The organism is Arthrobacter sp. YN (assembly GCF_002224285.1).
Taxonomy (GTDB): Bacteria; Actinomycetota; Actinomycetes; order Actinomycetales; family Micrococcaceae; genus Arthrobacter.
In genome coordinates this window covers 4,617,646-4,640,474 of the sequence record NZ_CP022436.1, presented here as the reverse complement: position 1 = coordinate 4,640,474, position 22,829 = coordinate 4,617,646, and the positions used below count along the sequence as shown (strand labels likewise).

Here is a 22,829-nt window from a genome sequence, read left to right as displayed (position 1 = left end):
CTAGCACTCCACTACGTTGACGGCGAGGCCTCCACGGGAGGTCTCCTTGTATTTGGATTTCATATCTGCGCCTGTCTCGCGCATGGTCTTGATGGCTTTGTCCAAGGACACTTTGTGGCTGCCGTCGCCGTGCAGGGCAAGGCGGGCGGCATTGATGGCCTTGACGCTGGCGATCGCGTTGCGTTCGATGCAGGGGATCTGCACCAGCCCGCCCACGGGATCGCAGGTGAGGCCCAGGTTGTGTTCGATGCCCACTTCGGCGGCATTTTCCACTTGCTCAGGTGTTCCGCCGAGGACTTCGCAGAGACCGGCGGCGGCCATGGAGCAGGCCGAACCAACCTCACCCTGGCAGCCGACCTCGGCACCGGAGATGGACGCGTTGATTTTGAACAGGATTCCGACGGCGGCTGCCGCCAGCAGGAACCGCACGACACCGTCGTCGTTGGCTCCCGGAACAAACTTGGTGTAATAGTGCAACACGGCCGGGACAATTCCGGCGGCACCGTTGGTGGGCGCGGTGACGATCCTGCCGCCCGCGGCGTTCTCCTCGTTCACGGCCAGGGCGAACAGGTTGACCCATTCCATGGCGAGGAGCGGGTCCGCAGATTTTGCTCCGTTGAGGCCTGCGTCAGTTTCGGAAAGCTTCTTAAACAACGACGGCGCCCGTCGCCTGACGTTCAGGCCTCCCGGCAGTATTCCCTCGGCAGAGCAGCCGTTGTCCACGCACTCCTGCATGACGGCCCAGATCCCCAGCAACCTTTCGCGGAGTTCTTCCTCGGAACGCCACACGAGTTCGTTGGCCAGCATGATGTCCGAGATGGATTTGCCCTCGCGGAGGCAGATGGCCAGCAGCTCGTCGGCAGTGGTGAAGGGGTAGGGCAGGACGGTGTCATCGGCTACCACTTTGTCGGCTCCGGAGACGTCCCCGTCCACCACAAAGCCGCCTCCGATGGAGTAGTAGCTGCGCTCCCGGAGCACGGTGCCAGTGTGGTCCAACGCGCGAAACGTCATGCCGTTGGGGTGGGCGGGCAAGGACTTGCGGCGGTGCAGGACCACGTCCTCGTCCCAGTTGAAGTCCACCCGGTGGTTGCCGGCCAGGCGCAATTCCGCGTCGAGTGCCGCGGCCGCAACCTGGTCATCGGCGGTGTGGGTATTAACGGTTTCGGGGGAGTGGCCTTGCAGCCCCAGCACCACGGCCTTGTCTGAGCCGTGGCCCCGGCCGGTGGCGCCCAGGGAGCCGAAAAGCTCTGCCTGGACGCGCACCGTAGCCGGAAGCTGGCCGGACGATTCAAGACCGTCCGTGAACTGCTTTGCCGCACGCATGGGGCCCACCGTGTGTGACGATGACGGCCCGATGCCAACAGAAAACAGATCAAGCACACTCAATGCCATTAGGGGACCTCTGGGGAGGCATACTCCCGCATGGCATCGAGGAGCCAGCGTCCCAGGAAGTCGGCAAACGATGCCCGGGGAAAGATCCGGTAGGACTCCTCCGAGGTCTTCCAGAGCATCACCGGAATGTGCGCGAGCTCAGTGGAGACAGCGGTCCCGGCCTTGAAGACCCGCGGGTGCAGGTCCAAGGCGCAAGTCTTCTCCAACACTGCGCGGGCGTGGCTGCCGGAGAGCTCAAACGTGGTGCGGTTGGCGGACAGGTCCACCACCTGGCCCGCGTCGTTGCCCAACGCCGTGGTCAGATCGCTGACCAAGGAGCCTCCCAGGGAATCGTGGGCTTCCTCCGGTGCGACCACCATGAACTCCGTGGGCCCAAGCCACAGGGTGTTAACCGAACCGGTCCCCGTCACGTCTCCGCAAGCGGCAGGCAAACCGCCGGTCACGGACGCAACGCGGGCACCGGCGTCGGACGTTCGGTCAACCCGAAGACCAACCATGGCCTGGTACGGGATTTCGGTGAGCGTCACCGTGCCCGGCACGGAGCCGGAGCTGAAGGCCTCAGCCAGGTGCTCGGCCGGGCTGCGGCGGGCGCCCCGGACGCGGTCGACGTGTGCGGTTTCTGCTGGTGTTGCTGTTTCAGCCATCTTTGCGGGTCCCTTCAGCATCGAAAAGTACGGTTTCGCCAACAACCACGTCCACCAATTGGTCTCCCAGCGAGGCCACCAGGGTCTCGCCGATGCGGTTGCGGCCGTTTTGAATGAGTGCCAGGGCGAAGGAACGGCCCAGTGCGGCGCTCTGGTAACTGGAGGTCACGAAACCCTCCATGGGGACGGGTCCGGAAGCCGGGTTGACCGGGATGCCCTTTTCCACCAACTGGGTGCCTTCCGGCAACCGCAGCGAGTGGTCCACGGGAAGGACGCTCACCAGATGCTTGCGGTCCTCGCGGCTTGCATCCTGCCGGAGGTAGGAGCGCTTGCCGATGAAGTCCTTGGCCTTGGAGACGATCCAGTCCATACCGGCGTCCTGCGGGGTGACCGTGCCATCGGTGTCCTGCCCAACGATCGGGTAGCCCTTCTCGGCGCGGAGAACGTGCATGGTTTCGGTGCCGTACGGGGTGATGTTGAACTCGGCACCTGCGGCAGCAACGGCTTCCCAGGTGTTGAGCCCGTACCAGGACGGGATGTTGATTTCGTAGGCCAGTTCACCGGAGAAGGAGATGCGGCAAACGCGTGCCTGCACTCCGGAGGCCAGCGTGGTCTCGCGGAACGTCATGAACGGGAAGGCATCAGCATCCAGGCCACCGTTTTCGGCGAGCTGGGGAGCAACCTTGGCGATCACTGCGCGGGACTTCGGGCCAACGACGGCGATGGTGCTCCACTGCTCCGTCACGGACGTGCAGACCACATCGAGGTCCGGCCACTCCGTCTGGTGCCACTCTTCCAGCCAGTCCAGCACCTTGGCTGCGCCGCCGGTGGTGGTGGTCATGAAGTAGCGGTCATCGTCCAAGCGGAGGGTCACTCCGTCGTCGAAGATCATGCCGTCCAGGGTGCACATGACGCCGTAGCGGGCGGATCCCGGGGCGAGCTTCTTGAACGCGTTGGTGTACACGCGGTTCAGGAATTCGCCGGCATCCTTGCCACGGATCTCGATCTTGCCCAGGGTGGTGGCGTCCATGAAGCCCACGGAGTCGCGGACCGCTGCGCATTCACGCAGGACTGCTATGTCCATATCTTCCCCGGCCTGCGGGTAGTACCAGGGGCGCTTCCACTGTCCAACATCTTCGAACAGTGCGCCCCGGGCAACGTGCCACGGGTGGATGGAGGTGACGCGGGCGGGATCGAACAGTTCGCCACGCTGGCGGCCTGCCAACGCTGCGAAGGCCACGGGCGTGAACGGCGCACGGTAGGCGGTGGTGCCAATCTCGCCGACGCCCGGAATGTTCTCAGCTCCGCCGAACTTCAGGGCCGCGGCGATGACGCCGATTGCGTTGACTCCGGACGTCTTGCCCTGATCATTGGCGGTGCTGATGGAGGTGTACCGCTTGACGTGCTCCACGGACCGCATGCCTGCCCCGGTGGAGCGGAGGACATCGGCCACGGACTGGTCGCGCTGGAAGTCAACAAAGTGGTGGTGCCATTCGCCGGGCTCACCGGTTTGGCCGGGGACCAGCCAGAGCTGGCGGCTCGGAGCGCTGGCCACAGGTGCCTGCAGTTCCACCGGGGTGGTGGCGGATTCGAAGCCAGCGGCGATGGACGCTGCCGCTCCCGCCGAGATGCCCTCTGCCAGGCAATCCTGGAGTTCGAAGCTGCCACGGCCTGCGCCCACAACCTGCTGGTCCTTGACGGGAGCGGTGGGAATGAACGCTGCGAGCCCGTCATCCCAACGCAGCTTGCCTTGGCGCTGGCTGTGGAGGTGAACCACCGGGCTCCAGCCACCGGAAACTGCCAGGAGATCGGCAGTCAGCTGTTCGACGCCCGAGGTGAGTTCGCCGTCGTCGTTAATACTGCGGACGGTGACGCCATTCAGGCGGCCATCCTCGTCCGCCGACGTGTCAGCCACGGCACTGCCGATCAGGACCCGGATACCGGACTCGACGGCGGCACCGGCCTTCGCGCTGATCTGCGGACGGGCATCGACGACGGCGGCAATGGCCACGCCTGCTGCCTTCAGGTCCGCGGCAAGAGCGTAAGCGGAATCGTTGGTGGTGGTGATGACCACGCGTGAACCGGCTGCCACGGCGTAACGGTTCAAGTAGGTGCGGGCGGCCGAGGCGAGCATGATGCCCGGGCGGTCGTTGTTCTCGAACACCAGCGGACGCTCGTGGGCGCCGGGAGCCAGGACAACCTGCTTGGCACGGATGTGCCAAATACGCTGGCGGGAGACACCGGAAGCTGCAGGAACGCTCAAGTGGTCCGTGCGGTTCTGAGCTGCGATGAAGTAGTTGGAATCGTAGGAACCGAAAGCCGTGGTGCGGTTCAGCACCGTGCATTCGCCGGCGGAAACCAGTTCAGCCTCCACGTCGGCAACCCATTCCAGGGCCGGCTTGCCTTCGATCAGTTCTGCCAGCTCCGGGGCAGTGGAACCGGAGAGCAGCGAGCCGCCAAGTTCCGGCTGGTCATCGATCAGGATGACGCGGGCGCCGGTGCGGACTGCTTCGCGGGCTGCTGCCAGTCCGGCAATACCGCCGCCGACCACCAGGACATCCGTATGGACGTACTTCTTGTCGTACTCAGCCTTGTCCTCGTTGGGATCAAGCTTGCCAAGGCCGGAGAGGAGCTCAATGTTCATGCCGTCCACCAGTGAGACTGCGGTGGCGGGAAGCATGGACTCTGCAACATGTCCGCGGAAGCGGGGAGCGATCTTGACCAAGGCGTTGGACTCTTCCACGCCGGCGGCCATGATGCCGCGGGGGCGGTCCTCGTAGAGGGAGTTGCCGGCGTTGATGTGGCCGTTGGCCAGCAACGCGGACGCGATGGTGTCACCCGGGTGGCCGGTGAATTCCTGGCCGTCCACGGTGAAGCGCCAGGAGATGCTGCGATCGATGCGTCCGCCGGTGGCGAGGCGTGCGTTCTTACTGGTCACTTCTAGACTCCTTCCGAGGAGATGGGGGTGGTGGCCGTGGGTGAGGCGGCGCCGGGGGCGAGGCCTGGTTCGCCGGCTTGGCCGAAGTCTCCGGCCTGGGTGAACTCGCCTGGCTGGGTGGGTTCGCTGTTTGTGCCGGCGCTTGTCCTGGCACCCGCCTTGAGCTCCGGTCGGGGCTGGCCCATCCCGTAGATGGAGTGAATCTCGTAGCTCACGGTGTCGCGGAGCATGTTGAACCACTGGCGGCAACCGGTGCTGTGGACCCAGCGTTCGGCGAACGTGCCCTTGGTGTTCTCACGGTAGAACAGGTATTCAGCCCATTCACGGTCCGTGAGGTCGTTCGGGCTCTCCGGGTAGGCGACGTGCGCTTGGCCGCCATAGTGGAATTCGGTTTCGTCGCGTGGCCCGCAGTTGGGGCATGAAATGAGGAGCATGTCTTTCCTGTCCTGTCCTGGCTAGTGGGCTACGGCTGCGGCGCCGTGTTCGTCGATCAAGGCGCCGGTCTCGAAGCGTTCCAGTGCGAACGGCTTGTTCAGCTGGTGCGGTGCGCCGGTGGCAATGGTGTGCGCAAACGTCAGGCCCGCTGCGGGGGTGCCCTTGAAGCCGCCGGTTCCCCAACCACAGTTGACGAACATGTTCTCCACCGGGGACAGGCCAACAATCGGCGAGGCGTCCAAGGTGGTGTCCACGATGCCGCCCCAAGTGCGGAGCACGTGGGCCCGGGCGAAGATCGGGAAGAGTTCCACGGCTGCTGCCATCTGCTCTTCAATCACGTGGAACGAGCCGCGCTGGCCGTAGCCGTTGTAGGAGTCCACGCCGGCGCCCATCACCAGTTCGCCCTTGTGGGCCTGGGAGACGTATACGTGCACGTGGTTGGACATGACCACTGTGGGGTGGACGGGCTCGTGCAGTTCGGACACCAGTGCCTGGAGCGGGTGCGACTGGATCGGCAGGCGGAAGCCGGCCATTTCTGCCAGGACCGAGCTGTGGCCGGCGGCGCAGAGACCCACCTTTTCGGTGTTGATGGTGCCGCGGGTGGTCTTGACGCCGGTGACCCGGTTGCCGTCCTTGATGAAGCCGGTGACTTCGCAATTCTGGATGATGTCCACGCCGAGTTCGTCGCACTTGCGGGCGAAGGCCCACGCCACGTGGTCGTGCTTGGCAATGCCTGCACGCGGCTGGTACGTAGCACCCATCACGGGGTAGCGGATGTTGTCGCTGATGTTCAGGATGGGGCACAGTTCCTTGACCTGCTGCGGATCAAGCCATTCAGCATCCACGCCGTTGAGCCGGTTGGCACCCACACGGCGAACGCTTTCACGGACATCGCCCAAGGTGTGGGCCAGGTTCATGACACCGCGCTGGCTGAACAGGAAGTCGTACTCCAGCTCTTCCGGGAGGATTTCCCAGAGCTTGAGCGCGTGCTCGTAGATGGCAGCGCTCTCGTCCCAGAGGTAGTTGGAACGAATGATGGTGGTGTTGCGGGCCATGTTTCCACCGGCCAGCCAGCCCTTTTCCAGGATGGCGATGTTGGTCATGCCGTGGTTCTTCGCCAGGAAGTACGCGGTGGCCAGGCCGTGCCCGCCGCCGCCCACAATCACGGCGTCGTAGCTCTTCTTCGGGTCCGGGTTGCGCCAGAGGAAGTCCGGGTGATCGGGGAGGTGGTCTGCACTCACTGGGCTGCTCCAATCAGTTCTGCTTCGGTTGCGGCGCCATTGCCGTTGTTGTTCAGGTGCGGGTAAAGCGGGAACTTCTCTGCCAGCGCGGTCACGCGGCGGCGGAGTTCGACGGCGGTGGTCTCGTCCAGGGACACGTCGGCTTGGATGCCTGCTTCAGTTCCTGTTTCGGTGCCTGCCTGGGTGCCGCTGTTCGCTGCGGCGATCAACGCCGTCGCAATGATGTCCGAGACTTCGGTGAAGTCCTCAGCCTTGAAGCCGCGGGCGGCGAGTGCCGGTGTGCCGATACGCAGGCCTGACGAAACCATCGGCGGGCGGGGGTCGAACGGGACGGCGTTGCGGTTGACCGTGATGCCGATCCGGTGGAGCGTGTCCTCGGCCTGCTGGCCATTGAGGACGGAGTGGCGGAGGTCGGCGAGCACCAGGTGGACGTCGGTTCCGCCGCTGACAACGGAGATGCCGGCTGCAGCTACGTCGTCCTGGAGGAGGCGCTGGGCCAGGATCTTGGAGCCTTCAAGGACGCGGACCTGGCGTTCCTGGAATTCCGGCTCGGCGGCCATCTTGAAGGCCACGGCCTTGGCGGCGATGACGTGCTCCAGCGGACCACCCTGCTGGCCCGGGAAGACTGCCGAGTTAACCTTCTTGGCGATGTCGGCGTCGTTGGTCAGGATCACGCCACCGCGGGGACCGCCGAGGGTCTTGTGCGTGGTGCTGGTGACGATGTGGGCGTGGGGCACCGGGCTGGGGTGCAGCCCTGCAGCAACGAGACCCGCGAAGTGGGCCATGTCCACCATGAGGTAGGCGCCCACCAGATCAGCGATGCGGCGGAACTCGGCGAAGTCCAACTGGCGGGAGTATGCCGACCAGCCGGCGACGATCAGTTGCGGCTTGCTCTCTAGAGCCAGGCGCTCAACTTCAGCCATGTCTACGGTGTGGGTGTCCTCGCGGACGCCGTAGGGGACAACCTTGTACAGCTTGCCGGAGAAGTTGATGCGCATGCCGTGGGTCAGGTGGCCACCATGGGCCAGGTTCAGGCCCATGATGGTGTCGCCCGGGGTGATCAGCGCGTGCATGGCCGAGGCGTTGGCCTGGGCTCCGGAGTGGGGCTGGACGTTGGCGAACTCTGCGCCAAACAGTGACTTCAGGCGGTCGATGGCCAGCTGTTCGATCACATCAACGTGTTCGCAGCCGCCGTAGTAGCGCTTGCCCGGGTAGCCCTCGGCGTACTTGTTGGTCAGTACCGATCCCTGGGCCTCCATGACGGCCGTGGGAGCGAAGTTCTCAGAGGCGATCATTTCCAGCGTGGACTGCTGGCGGATGAGTTCCTGGGCGATCGCCTGATCGACCTCCGGGTCCGCCTGTGCAAGCGGGCGGATCAGCGGTTCAACCATGGTGTTCTCCTTCAAAGGCTTGTCTAGTGGCCGACTGTTAGGCAACTGATATATTAGAACTATTGCCATAGTATGTTGGAGATCACATAGTCGTCAACAGGTCAGCGGTAACTCATCGAGCAGACTATGAATGCGACTAACGGGAGAGACTAATGAGCGCAGCACTGGAAGCACTGGAATCAGTACCGCAGGGTACGTCCCTGGCGGAGAACGCCTACTTGCTGCTGCGCGACCGGCTCATCATGCTGGACATCAAGCCCGGCGACCCCATCAACGACGGCCAGATCGCCGCCGAACTGGGAATCGGGCGCACCCCCGTCCGCGAAGCCATCAAACGCCTTGAAAGTGACCATCTCGTGGTGTCGTACCCACGGCGCGGCACCTTCGCCACTGGTGTGGACATCACCCAGCTCGCCGAAGTCTCCGAGATCCGCGAGCTCCTGGAACCGCTCGCGTCCAGGAAGGCCGCCCGCATGGCCAGCCCCGCCATGCGCTCCGAACTCCGCGGCGTCGCAGCCGCCATCCGTGATCTTGAAGGCCAGGACAACTCCTCCCAGGAACTCATGCGCTACGACATCCAGGTTCACAGGCTCATTTACAAAGCCTCAGCCAATGCGCACCTCGAAGACGTCCTCATCCGTTACGACAACCTGGCCACCCGCATCTGGTGCCACATGTTGGAGAAGATGCCCTCCGTGTCCGGCCACATCTCCGAACACGCCGACCTTCTCACAGCCATTGCCGACGGCGACGAAGACCGCGCCGCCGAGCTCGCCCTGCACCACGTAGTCAGCTTCGAAGAGACCATCCGCAAGGTCCTCTGACCCTCTCTCACGTCCCGCGGGTTTGGGCGGGTCCCTCTCTCACGTCCCGCGTGGTTGGGCGCGTCCCTCTCTCACGTCCCGCGGGTTTGGGCGCGTCCCGGCAAGCACGTTTGGCCCAAAGGATGAATCTGCTGGCCAGCGGGTGGAGATTGACTGCAGGGAGCAGTGATTGGCGATGTAGCATCTCCGTGCGTAGATAGTCTGGCTGGCATGGAACGAACACTGAGAGTTGTCCGGCATTGGGGCGCACCCGCGGCGGCCGCCATCTTCTTCGTGCTGTGGTGCGTGGGAGAAGCGGGCCGGATGGGGCCGTGGCCCGGGTTCTACTGGCCGGGTCTGATACCTCTGCTCGTAATGACGGCAGTGATCGGAACTGCGACGTGGAAAGCGTACCTTTCCTTGGGTCTGACGGCTGCCTTGCTGGTCGGACAGCTTATGCACGTCGTCCCCGCCATGCTGGCCAACCACTGGGCCATCTACTTGGGATCGTTCATTTCGCTGGGATTTATCATGTGGACCGGCAACAAGAAGCAGAGGCTCCTTGCAGTAACTTCCAATCTGCTGTTCATGGCCGTCATGACGTACATGATGATTTCCGCGCGTTATGGGAACGGGATTGGTTGGTTCCGACCGTTGTACTTGGGGGACAGTGTTGTACTGCGTCAGTATTGGTGGCAGTTGTTCCCTCTCCTCTTGCTCGTTGCTGCCGCATGCGGCACCCTAGGCATCTTCCTGTCCCTTTACGAAGACCGCCGGGCGTTGTCCAAGGCGCAGGTTCTCACCCAGGCCAGCCTTAGGGAAACAGAAGTCGAACTGATCGTTGAGCAGGAGCGGACCAGAATCGCCCGGGACCTGCATGATGTTTTGGCCCATTCCTTGGCGGTCATCGCTGCACAAGCCGACGGTACGAGGTATATGAGCCGCGATCAGCCCCAACCCGTTCTGAATGCCCTGGAAAACATTGCCGTATCTGCCAGGCACGCGTTGGTTGATGCGCAGCGTGTCATCGAAGGTGTTCGGGACGATGGCATGGTTGCCCCACAACCCCTGATCAGCGACGTCGGACCGCTCATGGAACGGATGCGTCAGGGCAGCCTCGAGATAGAGCACAGCGAGAGCGGCGTGCCCGTTGAACTGGGAGCAGGCCAGCAGCTTGCAGTCTTCAGGATCGTCCAGGAATGCCTGACCAACGCCTTGAAGCACGGTGGTCGGGGAACCGCTGTGCGCGTGCACTTCGATTGGAGCGGCCCAGGACTAACCCTTCATGCTTCCTCCCCGCTTCCGGCGTCCGTTGCATTGGGGGAAAGGGACGCCGGGCAAGACAAGGGGCGGGCTGGACGAGGCTTACCCGGCATGCGTGAGCGTGCGCATTTGGCAGGTGGCTGGCTGACCGCGGGACCTGATGGCGAGCAGTTCCGGGTGACCGCTTTTATTCCCTATGGAACAACCACCGGGAGCTTACAGATCACTCCGAGTCCTTCCGAGGCATTGACGGACCTGGGAGAACGGACCTCGGACCGTGCCTGAGTCTTCGGCGTCCATCTCCGTGGCGTTGGTTGATGACCAGCCCTTGTTCCGTGCGGGCATCCGGATGTTGGTTCAAAGCCAGTCGGACATGCGGCTGGCGTGGGAAGCGGACGATGGCGGCCAAGCGGTTGCGCTCGCGGCATCACGACCGCCGGACGTCATGCTGATGGATCTCCGCATGCCAGTTATGGATGGCGTGACTGCCACCAGGAACATCTGGGAGGCGGCCACGCGTGACGGGGTGGAAAAGCCGAAGATCATCGCTTTGACTACGTTCAACCGCGACCAAGCCGTAGTGGATGCAGTTCAGGCAGGAGCGAGTGGTTACCTTCTCAAGAGCGCCGAGCCCGAATTCCTCTTGGCTGCCATCAGGACCGTTCATTCCGGATACTCGGTCATCGCGCCCGGATCGGTGCACGATCTCTTTCAGCACGCGGCCCGGACAGTGCCGGTTGCGGCTCCTGATCTCTCAGTTCTGGATCCGTTGTCTGCGCGCGAACGGGATGTCTTCCTGTTGGCGGCCAAGGGCTTGAGCAACAGTGACATGGCAAGCAGCTTGTTTGTGTCCGAAGCTACCGTCAAAACGCATTTGCGCAGCGTCATCACCAAATTGGGGGTTGGAACGCGTCTCCAACTCGTGTCGTTTGCTTATGAGCACCGGCTGCTCGGATAGCGCCTTTCCAACGGCCCCCGAGTTGCCAGTTGGTGCCCATGGTGAGCCCAAACATAGGGTTGCCGCCAACTCGGCGAAAGAAAAACGGCGGCCGTCCCCTCACGGGAGCGGTCGCCGTCGTTTGTTCACAATGCGTGCGGGAAGGTTTACATCTTCCGTCGGGCTGTTGTTGTTTCGTCCATGGCATCCCTGCCCAGCCAGGCACCCAGGCCGATCATGGCAACGCCGAGGATCAGGTGCAGCCAGTTGTCGGCCGTGTTGAACGGGACAAAGTTGGCAGCTGTTCCCTGGTTGATGACCAGGCCGTAGATCCAAAGAACGATGTACACGGCGCCGCCGCCCAGGAGGAACAGGCGGGCCATGCGTGGGTTCCTTGCCATGGCCAAGCCGGCCACGCCAAACAGCAGGTGAACGATGTTGTGGAGTATGGAAACTTGGAAGACTCCAAGCAGCATGGCGCCGGATTCATGTCCCGCAAAGGTCATGGCGCCGAAATTGGTGGTGATCCCCGGGATGAAGCCCAGGACACCTACCAGCAGAAATACAATGCCAACGCCCATGGCGGTGTTGCGAAGCGTCAACCCCATCATGTGGTGGTGTTCGGCGGGGTGCGAAGCGGTGGTCATCAGTCCTCCCTTTCACGCGGTGAAGCGGCTCTTCTCATGGAGAGCCGACCTGCGGCAAGGGGTGTGGCAAAACCTTGCCGACGCCGCCATAATACTCCTGAAATGCCTCCGATAGCAGGGGATGTGCCCAGTTCAGCGCCGGTTAGCATGGATTCATGAGCCAAGCTCCGAACGGACGTGTGCACACGATCTTCCACGACACCCGCGATCTCACGCCTTTCCGCGAGGGTTACGTCCGCACCTCGGTCCGTGGCCTTGCCGACGGCGTCAATGACGTGCTTTCCGGGGTCCTCAGCGGCCGTGACCACGCGAGGTTGTCCGTGGTGGGTAATGTCCCGCGGCTGAAGATGCTGTCCTCCAAGACTGCCAAGGCGATGCACGAGGCCGTGTTCACCTCCACGGAGCCGGATGGGCTTCTCGCTTTCGGCCGCATGAATCCGGGGTGGGCCGGCTTATGCCACGTGATGGCGGGCTTGCTCGCGTACAAGCACGGCGGTTTCCTGAGGGCTTCGGAGCTGCTGCAGCGCGGTCTAACAACAAGGATCGACGACGACGCCAGCCAGTTCTCGGCGACGTACCTGGGGCAGGTGGTCACCAAAGTCGAGGTAGCGGAACGCATTGAGGTTCCGGTTCTGTTCAGCGAGGAATCCGTGTTCCTGGCGCTGGCCCATTGCCTCCGGGAGATGGGGATGACCGAGTCGGCGTTGGAAGCAGTGGTGGGCTTGCCGCCGTCGTTGCCTTCTGCCTTGGCGCGCTGCACGGCGGCGTATTCGCTGGAGCGTCACCGCGACGTGGTGCTGTGGACCGAAGGTTTGCTGAATACCGACGACCTTTCGGCTGCCCTGTTGTTGATCCGTGCTCGTTCCCAGCGGGCCAGGGGTGACATCGAATCCGCGCAGCTTGCGTTGAAGGAGGTCCTCAGGCGGCGGAAGACCAACTTGGCTTTGAAGAATGATGCACTGACGGACAGGGCACTCCTGGCACTTGACCAAGGCCGCCGAACCCTGACTCCGCGGTCCAAGCGTCCTGCCCCGCCGGCTGAGCTGGAGACGCTGGAGGTCATCCGCAAGGACGCTGAAATGCGGCGCCTTTGGGAGAACGATTTCAGGCAGCTGGGCGGCGAATAACAAACCATTGCGTCCTCCGGGGAGGAAGCGTAGTCTCTTAATCAACCAAACAGTTGATCAATAAATCAGTTGATTAAGGTTCGGTTGATGACGAAGGGTTGAAGTGGCGATGGAACACGATGCTCTGGGGTCAGGCACCCTGGACAGGGCCTTCATGGCGTTGGCGGATCCGGTGCGGCGGGCCATGGTGGCCCGGCTGTCCCGGGGAGATGCCACTGTCAATGAGCTCGCGGAACCATTCACCATTACCAAGCAGGCGGTTTCCAAGCACATTCAAGTCCTGGAGCATGCGGGCCTGGTGACCCGGTCCCGGGATGCCCAGCGCAGGCCGGTCCACCTGGATGCGGCAGCCTTGGAGCGGTTGACGGCCTGGATTGACCAGTACCGGCTGATCGCCGAATCCCGCTTCCGGCAGTTGGACGAACTGCTGGGGGCAGGCATCTCCCACCAAGAACACGAGAACACAACAGTAAAGAAGAAAGAGGAACTGAAATGAGCAATCCAACAACAATCACGGCTGACAGCGGCGTCCCGTTCGTTGATACGGTCCGCGAATTCGATGCTCCCGTGAGCGCTGTCTTCAAGGCCCACGTTGACCCGGATCTCCTGGCCAAATGGCTGGGTCCGCGCAGCACGGTCACGAAAATTACCGAGTACAACGCCACCACCGGCGGCAGCTGGCGCTACGAAAGCGGTGACGACAACGGAATGTACGGCTTCCGCGGCGTCTTCCACACCGTTGAAGCCGATGAACTGATCATCCAGACAATTGAGTTCGAAGGCGCACCCAACCAGGTGGTCATCAGCACCACCACCTTCGAGGAAACCGACGGCAGGACCCGGATGGTTGCCCACGAGGTCTACCCTTCCGTGGAAGCCCGCGACATGGCCCTTGCAACAGGTATGGACTACGGCGTGATCGAAGGATACGAGCGGCTGGACGAACTGCTTGCTGCCTAAGCGCCCGCCGGCTGCAGCTGCAGCAAGAGCGGAAGGAGTTGCTCTGACAACAGCACTGTCCCCAGTCCGATCATGATGATCCCGCTGGTCAGCGTCACAATCCGTGCGGCACCCGGCCTGGAAGCCAGCAGCTTCCGGGACGTCAGCGCCACGCCGGTGTAGACCGCCCCTGCCAGGATCACGAAGGTCAGGCCCAGCAAACCTGACTGGACCGGAACGGGCAGTGCTGCCTCGGGGCTGACGAACTGCGGTACCAGCGCGATAAAAAAGAGCAGGCCCTTGGGATTGATGCCGCTGGTGCCCATGCCCTGAAGGAAGGTGCGGAGTTGGTTGCCGGACTGCACGACGCCGGCTTCCGCACTGAAGCTCGCACCCCGCCACGAGCGGATGGTAGAGGCGCCGAGCCATAACAAGTAGGCCGCCCCGGCGATGGTCAGCCATCCCAGGAGTCCCGGGACTCCTGCCAGCAAAGCCGCCAAGCCTGCCGCCATCAGCAATGTGTGGATGACATACCCGCTGCACAGGCCGGCCACGGCGGGAATGAAGCTGCGTTGGCGGAGGCCGGCCGAGATCGAATATGCCCAGTCGACGCCGGGGGTGCATGCCAAGCTCACGGCCACCAGCATGAAGGCGAGGAACAGCTGCGGATTCACGATCTCTCCAGAGGTAGTTGGTAGGAAAACTCTAGGAAAAATCCGTCCATAAGTGTTCCCGGATTTAGCCCCGAATCGGGCATTTTGGGTAAGATTCTTGCGTGATTGACGGAATCGATAGAAGTATTTTGCGGCACCTTAAAGAGGACGGCCGAATGACTGCTACAGCCCTGGCCTCAAAGGTGGGTTTGACCGTGGCTCCGTGCCATCGGCGATTGAAGGATTTGGAGTCGTCAGGGGTGATCCGCGGCTACCGTGCCGACATCGATCCTGCTGCCGTAGGGCTGGGTTTCGAAGCGATAGTGTTTGTCACCCTCAAGCAGGTGGAACGCACCATCATGGCGGAGTTTGAGGAGCGCGTAACAGCGAGCCCCAACATCGTGGAGGCGCAGCGGCTGTTCGGCTCTCCCGACTATCTGTTGAAGGTCATTGCCGCAGACTTGCCTGCCTACCAGCGCTTCTACGACGACGAACTCGCGGCTCTTCCCGCCGTGGAACGCCTGACGTCAACCCTGGTGATGAAGAACTTGAAAACCAACATCGGCCCGCCCGTATAGTCCCGGCCTACTCGGCAAGCAACCCCGTTGTCCGGTAGGGAATCACTTCGCGGAGGAACATGCTGGTGGACGTGCGAACAATTCCGGGGCACAGGCGGATTTCCTCGGACACGCGGTAAAGATCGTCCGGGCTCTTGGCCACCACCCTGATGATGAGGTCGGTATCGCCGGCGGGTGCGTGGCACTCGAGGACTTCGGGGATGTCCCGGAGTGCAGCGATGGCCTCGTTCAAGTGGCTTTGGTCCAGTTCGGCGCTGACCGCAGCAGCTACGCCACGCCCCAGGGCCGACGGCAGGACCCGGCTGCTGTTGGGTCGCAGGGCTCCGGCCGCCGTCATCCGTTCCAGGCGTGACTGCACAGTGCCGCGCGCGAGATGGAGCTTCTGGGCCAACACCATGATGGGCACCCGGGGATCGTCATCAAGGGCGGCCAGGATTCGCCGGTCCGTCGCGTCGAGTTCCTGCAAAGTGACCACTTCCTGTCCAAGTTTTCCGGGCAGACTGGTCAGATCGACCATTCTTTTCGGTGTCCGTTGCACCAACTGTATGTCTCCTGCTCAAATGGTGACAACGAAGCAGGGCAAGGCTACCGCCGGACCCCGCAGGCACCAGGCATCCGGAACACCACCCGGATCCCTGTACAGGTTTCCCGCAAGGAAGCAGCCGCTGATTGACTCTTGTTCACAGCATTGTCATTCTGCACTCGCCCGTATCGTGCGGGCAGCACAGTAAGAGCCCCTGAGCCACCGGATCGTTGCGGTAGCTGAGGGGCTCTTGCATTGCCCGGTTCCCGGCGGGCGCCCCGCAGCACAGCCACATAGGCTTGGACCATGACTTCAGCTGGCCGTTTCGCTCCGAGCCCTTCCGGCGAACTACACGTCGGCAATCTCCGTACGGCCATCCTCGCCTGGCTCTTCGCGAAGTCCAGTGGCAGGGACTTCCTGCTGCGCGTCGAGGACCTGGACCGTGCCCGGTCCGGCGCCGAGGCTGAGCAGCTCCGCGACCTGCAGGCCGTCGGCGTCAGGTGGGACGCCGCCGTCGTACGCCAGACTGAGCGCGCGGCGCTCTACGACGAAGCGATTGCGCGCCTCACCGCTGATGGTCGCACCTATGAATGCTTCTGTACCCGCCGGGAAATCCAGGAAGCGCCGTCGGCGCCCCATGCGCCGCAGGGAGCTTATCCGGGGACGTGCCGGCGGTTGTCCCACGCTGAACGGGAGATCCGGCGCGCGTCACGTCCGGCGTCGATCCGCCTCCAAACGGACGTTGTTGAGTGGTCTGTGGAGGACCAGTTGCGCGGCCACTATGTGGGCGTGGTGGACGACTTTGTGCTGCGGCGGAATGACGGAGTCACCGCCTACAACCTGGCAGTGGTGGTGGACGACGCTGCCCAGGGAATCGACCAAGTGGTGCGCGGCGACGACCTCCTCCCCTCCACCCCCCGGCAGGCCTACTTGGCGACGCTGCTGGGCCTGCCCGTTCCCGAATATGCCCACGTTCCGCTGGTGGTAAACCACGACGGCGCCAGGCTGGCAAAGCGCGACGGTGCGGTCACGCTGGGCGACCTCGCCGCCGTCGGAATTCCTGCCGAAAGGGTCCGTAACCTGATCCTTGAATCGGTGGGCCTGCCCGCCGGAACCTTGGGCGAGGCGCTATCGCACTTTCACCCCCGGAGCCTCCCCACGGAGCCGTGGGTGTGGAAAACTCCCCGGCCCTGAGACGCCCACCACGTAGGCTGTCTGGATGCATTCACAGGTGATCGCCCCAGGTTTCGAACCCGTCGCCGAACTCTTCGGCAGTTTTCTCGAGCAGGATCCGGACTATTCGGCACAAGTCGCCGCCTATCATCGCGGCGTCAAAGTGCTGGACCTCAGCGGCGGACCGCATATTCGGCCGGACTCGGTCACAGGCGTCTTCTCGTGCTCCAAAGGCATGGCGGGTCTGGTGATGGCGTTACTGGTTCAGGACGGCACTTTGGACCTTGATGCCGAGGTGACCAAGTATTGGCCGGAGTTTGGTGTCGAAGGGAAAGCCTCGATCACCGTTGCCCAGCTTTTGTCCCATCAGGCTGGGCTCCTGGGAGTGGAAGGCGGCCTCACCCTCCACGAGGTCAACAACTCAGAGCTCGCGGCCGCCAAGCTCGCCAAACTGCCGCCGCTATGGAAACCCGGCACTGCTTTCGGCTACCACGCACTGACCATCGGAATCTTCGTGGAGGAGTTGTGCCGCCGCATCACCGGTTCCACCCTCCAAGACGTCTTCGAACAGCGGATCCGGGCCGTGGCCGGAGCCCACTTCTACCTTGGCCTGCCCGACGCCGAAGAGGCCCGCTTCGCACCCTTCCGCTGGGCGGCCGATCCGGCATGGCCGTGGGTGGATCCTGCCAGCCACGCCGGCCTCGCAGCCAACTCTGCCGTGGGTGACATCCTGGACTTGCCCAACATCCGGGAGGTGCGGGCCGCGGGGCTGAGCTCGGTGGCTGGCGTGGCCAGCGCGGAAGGGATGGCAAGGATTTATGCGGCGGCACTGACCGGGTTGGCAGGCGAACCCGCTATTCCTCCTCTCATGACGGAGGAGACCATCTGTGCGGTGACCAGCGAGCAGGTCTTCGGGATCGACCGCGTCTTTGGAGAGGCCGGCTGCTTCGGCACCGTTTTCATGAAGTCCCACACGCGGATGCCGTTCGGCAGCTACCGCGCGTTCGGGCACGACGGCGCCAGCGCAGCTTTGGGGTTCGCGGACCCTGTGTATGAACTCGGCTTTGGGTACGTGCCGCAGCAGGCTGAGCCCGGGGGACTGGGCTGCCGCAACTTCCAGCTGAGCTCGGCGGTGCGGGAAGTGATCGCTGGGCTCGCTGCTTAGCGCATAACCACTTGGCCGGGCTGTCTAGCTGAGCTGGGCTGCCGGGACTCCGGCCGCCATGCCTGCCCACAGGGTATCGGTGGTCGCGGTGACTACGTCCTCTACTGAAGTCCCGTCCAAGTGCCCGCCGGCCGCTAGCAGGGCAGTCCCGTGAAGGCTGACGAAGCACACCATGGCCAGTGTTCCGGGGTCGCCGTCGGCCAGGACGCCGGCTTCCTGAGCCTCGGCGATCATGGCTTGGGCAACGTGTATTCCTTGCGCGCCGGTGTTCCGCAGTTCCTCGCTGGAATCGGGGTGGTGCTTGGTGGAGTACATCACCGTCAGCAGGGCGGGGTGCTCAACGGCAAAGTCGACGTAGGCTTTGCCGACGCGGACGAAACGGCCACGGAGGTCGTCGCCGGACTGCGTGGCCTCCCGGATGAGGCGGTTCATCGACTGAAAGCCAGCCAGCGCCACGGCGTCGATCAAGGCTTGCTTGTCACGGAAGTGCTTGGCCGGGGCGCCGTGGCTGACGTTGACATCACGGGCCAGCTGCCGCAGGGAGAGCCCCTCCACGCCGGCTTCTTCAATGGTCTCCATGGCGCGCTCCAGGAGGGCTTCCCGGAGTTTGCCGTGGTGATAGGGCTGGTCAGTCATGGCTCAAGTCTAAGCCAATGTAGTCATTGACAACAAAGTAGACACTGCCTACCATGTAGACAGCGACTACATCAGTCTCCGACTCAACCGATGGGATTCCGCCATGACCATGACTTACGCAGGTACCACTGCACTCATTACAGGTGCCAGCTCCGGCCTCGGTGCTGAGTTCGCCGGACAATTTGCTGCCCGGGGTTCCAACCTCGTCCTGGTGGCCCGGCGCGCAGACCGTCTGGAGGAGTTGGCCCAGGACCTGCGCTCCCGCCACGGAGTGACCGTGACAGTCCTCCCCATGGACCTGGGCCGTGCAGGGGTGGGGCGCGAGCTCTTCGATTCACTGGCCGGCCGCGGGATTACCGTGGACACGCTGATCAACAACGCGGGCTTCGGCACCCACGGGCCTTTGGTCGAGGAAGATCCGGACACTATTGCGTCTGAGATTTCCTTGAACGTGGCCGCCCTGGTGGACATCACCCGGGCTTTCCTGCCGGAACTGCTCGCCTCCGGGAAAGGCGCCCTGGTGAACGTGGCCAGTACCGCCGCCTTCCAACCCATTCCCGGCATGGCCGTTTACGGCGCCACCAAGGCCTTTGTCCTGAGCTTCACCGAAGCCGTGGCGCACGAAACCAAGAACTCCGGACTGAACGTCCTGGCCCTTTGTCCCGGTGCGACGCGCACTGAGTTTTTCGACGTCCTCGGCGGTGAGTCCGCAGCAGTGGGCAAAATGCAGACCTCCCAACAGGTTGTTGGAACAGCGCTTAAAGCTCTGGGTCGCAAGGACACGCCCGGCAGTGTCGTCTCGGGGTGGGTCAACCGGGTGACGGCCGGATTTGCGCAGCGCTTGCCGAGGGCAGTCACCGTCGCCATCGCCGCCCGCGCCGTGCAGGACTGGTAGATCCCGCCCACGGCGCTTGCCGCCCCGGAACAACCGATAGCCTGAACATGGGATCGATCGCCGTTGGTCCCATGTTCAACCCGGAGGCCAGCATGACCGAACCACACTTCACTGTAGAAACAGCCCAAGTCCTGGCGGAGGTGGCCCACAACCGGCAGAAGGACAAGCTCAAGCGACCCTACCGCGAGCACGTCCTGGCAGTGGGCGATGCTCTGGCCGACTTTGACGAGGACATCCAGATCGCCGGCTACCTTCATGACATCGCCGAGGACACTCCCATCACCCGGCAGGCCCTGCTGGAAATGGGCGTTTCCGAGCGTGCGGTAGACATCATCGAGCGCGTCACCCGCCGCTTCCATGACGACCCGGATGATTACGACGCCGGCATCCGTTTCGTTGCGGAGGACCACGACGCCACCTTGGTGAAGATCGCGGACAACGCCCACAACTCCCTGCCCGAACGGGTTCAGGCCCTTGCGGAGAAGTGGCCGGACAAGCCGCCGGTCACCCGCTACGCCGATGCCCGACCTGTGCTGTACACGGCCGTTCCCCGCGACGAGGTCAGGATGATCCTGGAACGGATCAACCCATACCTGCTCCAGGAACTGGACGAGATCGCTCCCGAGTAACTCCCAGGAGCCCGTCGTGGGGCCTGCTCTGTGTGCCTCGGAGACGAAATGGCGCGCTGAGCGGGCCCCGCAACGAGCGAGCACTTAGCCCGCCGCGTTTTCCAGCCTTCGGAGCGCAGCGGCCCGGCCCTTGTGGCCGCGTCGTTCGTCGTAGGCGATGGACAGGCCCAGGACCAGCATCATGACCAGCATGCACACCGGAACGGATGCACCTGCTGCGGCCAGTGCAATGGTTGAAGCCAAGCCCAGAACCACCAGCGTGGAGCTCCAGAGGTGTTCCCGGTCCATGCCGAGCAAGATGCCGTACAGCGTGCTGAGCGAAACCTTGAACAAAATGACTGGGATGGCGATGGAAGCCACCGCAGCGGCCGCAGGAATGTGGGCTTCATGATCAATGAAGTACGCGGCAACGTGCAGGCCCGCACCAGTGGCGGCAATAGCTGCAAAGACCGGCATGTGCCCGTAACCGAATACCCACGAACGATGCCGCTGGACGTGCAGTGCCGGGCCTGAAGGCAGGATGAAGTAGATCCACCACATGGCGAAGGCCAAGCCTGTACCGCTGAGGCCAACCAGCGCAGCGTCCATGGACCACCCATGGGTTGCGACGATCGCCCGCAGCGTCTCAATGGCGCCGATCAAGCACTCGCCCAAGGCGATAATGGCCAGGAGGCCATACCTCTCCGCGATGTGATGGGCGTGCCACGGGGTACGGATCTTCCGTTCCGCGAAGTACGGTGCCGCCATCTCCATGACGAACAGAGGAGCTGCCATGAGGAAAGTGGTAAGGACGCTCGCGTCCACCAACAGCACAACAACCCAGCCGATCTGAACGATCGCCACGTACTTCGCGTAGCGCAGACAGGTTTCCCGGCGTTCAGGATCCTGCCGTGCAGCCCGAAGCCACTGGAAGATCAGGGCCACCCGCATGACGATGTAGCCGAGCACCATGGTGAAGTTGTCCACGTGCTTGCCCTCGATGATGGAGTGGAATACTGGTTCGATGCCCATGGCCAGGATGAGCACGCCCACCATCTGGACCATGGTGACCACCCGGAACACCCAATCATCGGTGTCGTAGGCGCTGGCGAACCACGTGAAGTTGATCCAGGCCCAGATCATCGCGAACATGGCGAACGAGAAGGCCAGCAGCCCAGGCCAGAAATGTGCTTCAGCCACTGCATGGGCGAACTGGCTCCCGGCCACGCCAAAGGCAATGACAAAGGTCAGGTCGAAGAAGAGTTCCAGCGGGGTTGCTGTGCGGTGCTTTTCATGGGGATCGCGGCCGCCCATGCGGGACAGCGCATGGCGAAGGGGATTCGAGGACATGGCTCAAAGATTACCGCTGCCCCTGCCTCTACGCCGAGATCGCCGGAATGCGTCGGGATCGCCCGGAATGTTCCAGCGAACCCGCAGCGTTCCGGCGATCTCGCGGGAAGGAGCTACACCCGCCCCAGCACGTCGATGTCCTCGAGGAAGTCCTGGTGCACCTCGGGGCTCACGGTGGTGCGGGTGTCACCAATCGCGTCAAGGTAATCCTGCGTCACGGGTCCCTTGCGCCCGTTGGACCCGGCCCCGGACGCAGCGCCCGCTGAACCGCCTAAAGCAGCTCCGTCGTCGTACACTGCTTTTTCCAGGGCACGCTGGGAGGCGCTGCGGGCCGCGAACTCGATGTCGGCGGGCGAGAAGCCTTCCGTCCGTTCCACCAGTTGGGCGATGTCCACGGAGTCCACCACGGTGGCGGGGATGAAGCGCTGCCACATGGCTTCGCGGGCGTGGACGTCGGGGAGGCCGATGGGGATGACGTAGTCGAACCGGCCGTGGCGGAGGAATGCGGTGTCCAGGGCGCGGATGAAGTTGGTGGCGCACACCAGGAGGCGGCCGGGCTGTTCGCGGAAAGCCGGGATGATCTTGAGGAGCTCGTTGGTGACGCCCTGCAACGGCGACGGGGGATCGCCGGCACGCTGGGATGCGATCTCTTCCACCTCGTCGATGAAGACCACGGCGTGCTCCAGCTCGGCGATCTCCAGGAAGGTCTCGCGCAGTGCGCCCGCCAGGCCTTTGGGGTCAGCGGCCAAGCGCGACGGGAAGACCTCCACGAACGGCCACTCCAGCCGCGACGCAATGGCCTTGGCAAACGTGGTCTTCCCCGTACCCGGCGGACCGAACAGCACAACAGCACGGGGCGGCACCACGCCATATTCGTCGGCGAGGTCGGCCTCAGCCAGGGGAAGCACTAGTCGGCGTTCCAGCAGTTCCTTCTCGCGGCGCATGCCGGCCACGTTCTCCCACAGATCCCGCGCGAGGATGCGGCCACCGAGCAGGCTCAACGGCTCCAATTCCTGCCGCTGCACGGGAATGGTGCGCTCGAAATAGCGCAGGTTCTTCTTAACTACGAAGCCTCGTCCCAGGAAGGCTTCCACCCGGGTTTCGGTCTCGGGCATGAGTGCGGACAGCTTGTTGAGGCCGTGCGGGGCCATCCGGTTCTCGACGGCGGACAGCAGCGAGGTGCCGATACCGCGGCCGCGGAACTCCGTGAGCGTGGCCAGGAAGACGATCCAGCCTTGGTCGTGTGCGGCGCGTCCGACGGCGGCGCCCACCACTTGGTCGCCCTGCACAGCCACCACCGCGTGGTCCTTTTCGCACGACGCCAGGACCTCGGACAGTGCGTACACCGGCTCCACGCCGTCTGCCTTGAGTGATTCCCAGAGGTGGAGGATGCCATCGAGGTCGGATGAGTGGAAGTCCCTGATGCGCCAGTTGCTCATGGGTAGTGCTCCTGAGTTTGCTAAGTGAGTCGCCGTTGATCTCTTGGAGTTG

At 63.4% G+C, this 22,829-nt stretch carries 23 protein-coding genes; 11 read left to right on the top strand and 12 right to left on the bottom strand.

Translation table 11 applies throughout. The features are described from left to right. The 6 genes from CGK93_RS21300 to glyA are packed head-to-tail and all read right to left on the bottom strand — an operon-like array spanning position 1 to position 8,041. The gene (locus CGK93_RS21300) at positions 1-1,392 is read right to left on the bottom strand and encodes an L-serine ammonia-lyase (protein ID WP_089596531.1); all 1,392 of its coding nucleotides are present in this window, start codon (positions 1,390-1,392) and stop codon (positions 1-3) included. After that, positions 1,392-2,036, bottom strand: a complete 645-nt coding sequence (locus CGK93_RS21295; protein ID WP_089596530.1) for a sarcosine oxidase subunit gamma — start codon at positions 2,034-2,036, stop codon at positions 1,392-1,394. Before CGK93_RS21295 ends, CGK93_RS21300 begins: the two co-directional genes overlap by 1 nt. Then, a complete protein-coding gene (locus CGK93_RS21290; protein ID WP_089596529.1) occupies positions 2,029-4,974 on the bottom strand; it encodes a sarcosine oxidase subunit alpha family protein in 2,946 nt (981 codons plus the stop codon). The genes CGK93_RS21295 and CGK93_RS21290 overlap by 8 nt, the downstream gene beginning before the upstream one ends. A gap of 2 nt (positions 4,975-4,976) precedes the next feature. Then, complete coding sequence (locus CGK93_RS21285; protein ID WP_089596528.1) at positions 4,977-5,408, bottom strand: sarcosine oxidase subunit delta; 432 nt, start codon at positions 5,406-5,408, stop codon at positions 4,977-4,979. Between the two features lie 21 nt (positions 5,409-5,429). Further along, positions 5,430-6,650, bottom strand: coding sequence for a sarcosine oxidase subunit beta family protein (locus tag CGK93_RS21280; RefSeq protein ID WP_089596527.1), 1,221 nt, complete (start codon positions 6,648-6,650; stop codon positions 5,430-5,432). After that, a complete protein-coding gene (gene glyA, locus CGK93_RS21275) occupies positions 6,647-8,041 on the bottom strand; it encodes a serine hydroxymethyltransferase (protein ID WP_089596526.1) in 1,395 nt (464 codons plus the stop codon). Before glyA ends, CGK93_RS21280 begins: the two co-directional genes overlap by 4 nt. Positions 8,042-8,193: 152 nt before the next feature. On the opposite strand from glyA, the gene CGK93_RS21270 reads away from it, so the two are divergent. The 3 genes from CGK93_RS21270 (at position 8,194) to CGK93_RS21260 (ending at position 11,065) form a co-directional block, all read left to right on the top strand. Continuing rightward, positions 8,194-8,865 carry a GntR family transcriptional regulator gene (locus tag CGK93_RS21270; protein ID WP_089596525.1) on the top strand — a complete coding sequence of 224 codons (672 nt, stop codon included), beginning with the start codon at positions 8,194-8,196 and terminating at the stop codon, positions 8,863-8,865. A 210-nt stretch (positions 8,866-9,075) separates the two neighbouring features. Continuing rightward, a complete protein-coding gene (locus tag CGK93_RS21265) occupies positions 9,076-10,392 on the top strand; it encodes a sensor histidine kinase (RefSeq protein ID WP_089596524.1) in 1,317 nt (438 codons plus the stop codon). Positions 10,393-10,456: 64 nt separating this feature from the next. Further along, positions 10,457-11,065, top strand: coding sequence for a response regulator (locus CGK93_RS21260; RefSeq protein ID WP_442857053.1), 609 nt, complete (start codon positions 10,457-10,459; stop codon positions 11,063-11,065). A gap of 146 nt (positions 11,066-11,211) precedes the next feature. On the opposite strand, the gene CGK93_RS21255 is transcribed toward CGK93_RS21260, so the two are convergent. Continuing rightward, positions 11,212-11,691, bottom strand: coding sequence for a DUF4383 domain-containing protein (locus CGK93_RS21255; RefSeq protein WP_089596523.1), 480 nt, complete (start codon positions 11,689-11,691; stop codon positions 11,212-11,214). 155 nt (positions 11,692-11,846) lie between these two features. Between CGK93_RS21255 and CGK93_RS21250 the strand changes: the two genes are divergently transcribed. The 3 genes from CGK93_RS21250 (at position 11,847) to CGK93_RS21240 (ending at position 13,778) form a co-directional block, all read left to right on the top strand. Next, positions 11,847-12,818: a hypothetical protein gene (locus CGK93_RS21250; protein ID WP_089596522.1), complete on the top strand. Its 972-nt coding sequence runs from the start codon at positions 11,847-11,849 to the stop codon at positions 12,816-12,818. A gap of 109 nt (positions 12,819-12,927) precedes the next feature. Further along, positions 12,928-13,314, top strand: coding sequence for an ArsR/SmtB family transcription factor (locus CGK93_RS21245; protein ID WP_089596521.1), 387 nt, complete (start codon positions 12,928-12,930; stop codon positions 13,312-13,314). Continuing rightward, positions 13,311-13,778 (top strand): SRPBCC family protein, encoded by a 468-nt coding sequence (locus CGK93_RS21240; RefSeq protein ID WP_089596520.1) that lies wholly within the window; start codon positions 13,311-13,313, stop codon positions 13,776-13,778. The genes CGK93_RS21245 and CGK93_RS21240 overlap by 4 nt, the downstream gene beginning before the upstream one ends. Here CGK93_RS21240 and CGK93_RS21235 read toward each other — a convergent pair. Continuing rightward, positions 13,775-14,431 carry a LysE family translocator gene (locus CGK93_RS21235; RefSeq protein ID WP_089596519.1) on the bottom strand — a complete coding sequence of 219 codons (657 nt, stop codon included), beginning with the start codon at positions 14,429-14,431 and terminating at the stop codon, positions 13,775-13,777. The genes CGK93_RS21240 and CGK93_RS21235 overlap by 4 nt on opposite strands. A 101-nt stretch (positions 14,432-14,532) precedes the next feature. Here CGK93_RS21235 and CGK93_RS21230 point away from each other — a divergent pair, with 101 nt between their 5' ends. Further along, a complete protein-coding gene (locus tag CGK93_RS21230; RefSeq protein ID WP_089596518.1) occupies positions 14,533-14,988 on the top strand; it encodes an Lrp/AsnC family transcriptional regulator in 456 nt (151 codons plus the stop codon). 7 nt (positions 14,989-14,995) lie between these two features. Here the strand turns inward: CGK93_RS21230 and CGK93_RS21225 are convergent, their stop codons facing one another. After that, positions 14,996-15,505 (bottom strand): Lrp/AsnC family transcriptional regulator, encoded by a 510-nt coding sequence (locus CGK93_RS21225; RefSeq protein ID WP_198318287.1) that lies wholly within the window; start codon positions 15,503-15,505, stop codon positions 14,996-14,998. Positions 15,506-15,817: 312 nt separating this feature from the next. On the opposite strand from CGK93_RS21225, the gene gluQRS reads away from it, so the two are divergent. Continuing rightward, entirely contained in the window at positions 15,818-16,705 is an 888-nt protein-coding gene (gene gluQRS / locus CGK93_RS21220; protein ID WP_089596517.1) for a tRNA glutamyl-Q(34) synthetase GluQRS, read from the top strand. A 25-nt stretch (positions 16,706-16,730) separates the two neighbouring features. Next, positions 16,731-17,849: a serine hydrolase domain-containing protein gene (locus CGK93_RS21215; RefSeq protein ID WP_089596516.1), complete on the top strand. Its 1,119-nt coding sequence runs from the start codon at positions 16,731-16,733 to the stop codon at positions 17,847-17,849. 24 nt (positions 17,850-17,873) lie between these two features. Here CGK93_RS21215 and CGK93_RS21210 read toward each other — a convergent pair whose 3' ends face one another. Continuing rightward, entirely contained in the window at positions 17,874-18,485 is a 612-nt protein-coding gene (locus CGK93_RS21210; protein WP_089596515.1) for a TetR/AcrR family transcriptional regulator, read from the bottom strand. A 103-nt stretch (positions 18,486-18,588) separates the two neighbouring features. Here CGK93_RS21210 and CGK93_RS21205 point away from each other — a divergent pair, with 103 nt between their 5' ends. Together CGK93_RS21205 and CGK93_RS21200 are read left to right on the top strand one after the other, a co-directional pair. After that, complete coding sequence (locus tag CGK93_RS21205; RefSeq protein ID WP_089596514.1) at positions 18,589-19,380, top strand: SDR family NAD(P)-dependent oxidoreductase; 792 nt, start codon at positions 18,589-18,591, stop codon at positions 19,378-19,380. A gap of 47 nt (positions 19,381-19,427) precedes the next feature. Beyond that, positions 19,428-20,009, top strand: coding sequence for an HD domain-containing protein (locus CGK93_RS21200; RefSeq protein WP_232481447.1), 582 nt, complete (start codon positions 19,428-19,430; stop codon positions 20,007-20,009). Between the two features lie 84 nt (positions 20,010-20,093). Here CGK93_RS21200 and CGK93_RS21195 read toward each other — a convergent pair whose 3' ends face one another. Both CGK93_RS21195 and CGK93_RS21190 read right to left on the bottom strand, forming a co-directional pair. Further along, complete coding sequence (locus CGK93_RS21195; RefSeq protein ID WP_089596513.1) at positions 20,094-21,338, bottom strand: low temperature requirement protein A; 1,245 nt, start codon at positions 21,336-21,338, stop codon at positions 20,094-20,096. Between the two features lie 113 nt (positions 21,339-21,451). Beyond that, on the bottom strand, positions 21,452-22,777 hold the full coding sequence (locus CGK93_RS21190) for an ATP-binding protein (RefSeq protein ID WP_089596512.1): 1,326 nt from the start codon (positions 22,775-22,777) through the stop codon (positions 21,452-21,454). Between the last annotated feature and the right edge of the window lie 52 nt (positions 22,778-22,829).

Coding starts and splice junctions, on each gene's coding strand:
- gluQRS (WP_089596517.1), top strand. CDS start 15,818: ATGACTTCAGCTGGCCGTTTCGCTCCGAGCCCTTCCGGCGAACTACAC.
- CGK93_RS21200 (WP_232481447.1), top strand. CDS start 19,428: ATGGGATCGATCGCCGTTGGTCCCATGTTCAACCCGGAGGCCAGCATG.
- CGK93_RS21195 (WP_089596513.1), bottom strand. CDS start 21,338: ATGTCCTCGAATCCCCTTCGCCATGCGCTGTCCCGCATGGGCGGCCGC.
- CGK93_RS21265 (WP_089596524.1), top strand. CDS start 9,076: ATGGAACGAACACTGAGAGTTGTCCGGCATTGGGGCGCACCCGCGGCG.
- CGK93_RS21255 (WP_089596523.1), bottom strand. CDS start 11,691: ATGACCACCGCTTCGCACCCCGCCGAACACCACCACATGATGGGGTTG.
- CGK93_RS21205 (WP_089596514.1), top strand. CDS start 18,589: ATGACCATGACTTACGCAGGTACCACTGCACTCATTACAGGTGCCAGC.
- CGK93_RS21245 (WP_089596521.1), top strand. CDS start 12,928: ATGGAACACGATGCTCTGGGGTCAGGCACCCTGGACAGGGCCTTCATG.
- CGK93_RS21225 (WP_198318287.1), bottom strand. CDS start 15,505: ATGGTCGATCTGACCAGTCTGCCCGGAAAACTTGGACAGGAAGTGGTC.
- CGK93_RS21210 (WP_089596515.1), bottom strand. CDS start 18,485: ATGACTGACCAGCCCTATCACCACGGCAAACTCCGGGAAGCCCTCCTG.
- glyA (WP_089596526.1), bottom strand. CDS start 8,041: ATGGTTGAACCGCTGATCCGCCCGCTTGCACAGGCGGACCCGGAGGTC.
- CGK93_RS21285 (WP_089596528.1), bottom strand. CDS start 5,408: ATGCTCCTCATTTCATGCCCCAACTGCGGGCCACGCGACGAAACCGAA.
- CGK93_RS21300 (WP_089596531.1), bottom strand. CDS start 1,392: ATGGCATTGAGTGTGCTTGATCTGTTTTCTGTTGGCATCGGGCCGTCA.
- CGK93_RS21250 (WP_089596522.1), top strand. CDS start 11,847: ATGAGCCAAGCTCCGAACGGACGTGTGCACACGATCTTCCACGACACC.
- CGK93_RS21260 (WP_442857053.1), top strand. CDS start 10,457: ATGTTGGTTCAAAGCCAGTCGGACATGCGGCTGGCGTGGGAAGCGGAC.
- CGK93_RS21270 (WP_089596525.1), top strand. CDS start 8,194: ATGAGCGCAGCACTGGAAGCACTGGAATCAGTACCGCAGGGTACGTCC.
- CGK93_RS21190 (WP_089596512.1), bottom strand. CDS start 22,777: ATGAGCAACTGGCGCATCAGGGACTTCCACTCATCCGACCTCGATGGC.
- CGK93_RS21240 (WP_089596520.1), top strand. CDS start 13,311: ATGAGCAATCCAACAACAATCACGGCTGACAGCGGCGTCCCGTTCGTT.
- CGK93_RS21215 (WP_089596516.1), top strand. CDS start 16,731: ATGCATTCACAGGTGATCGCCCCAGGTTTCGAACCCGTCGCCGAACTC.
- CGK93_RS21295 (WP_089596530.1), bottom strand. CDS start 2,036: ATGGCTGAAACAGCAACACCAGCAGAAACCGCACACGTCGACCGCGTC.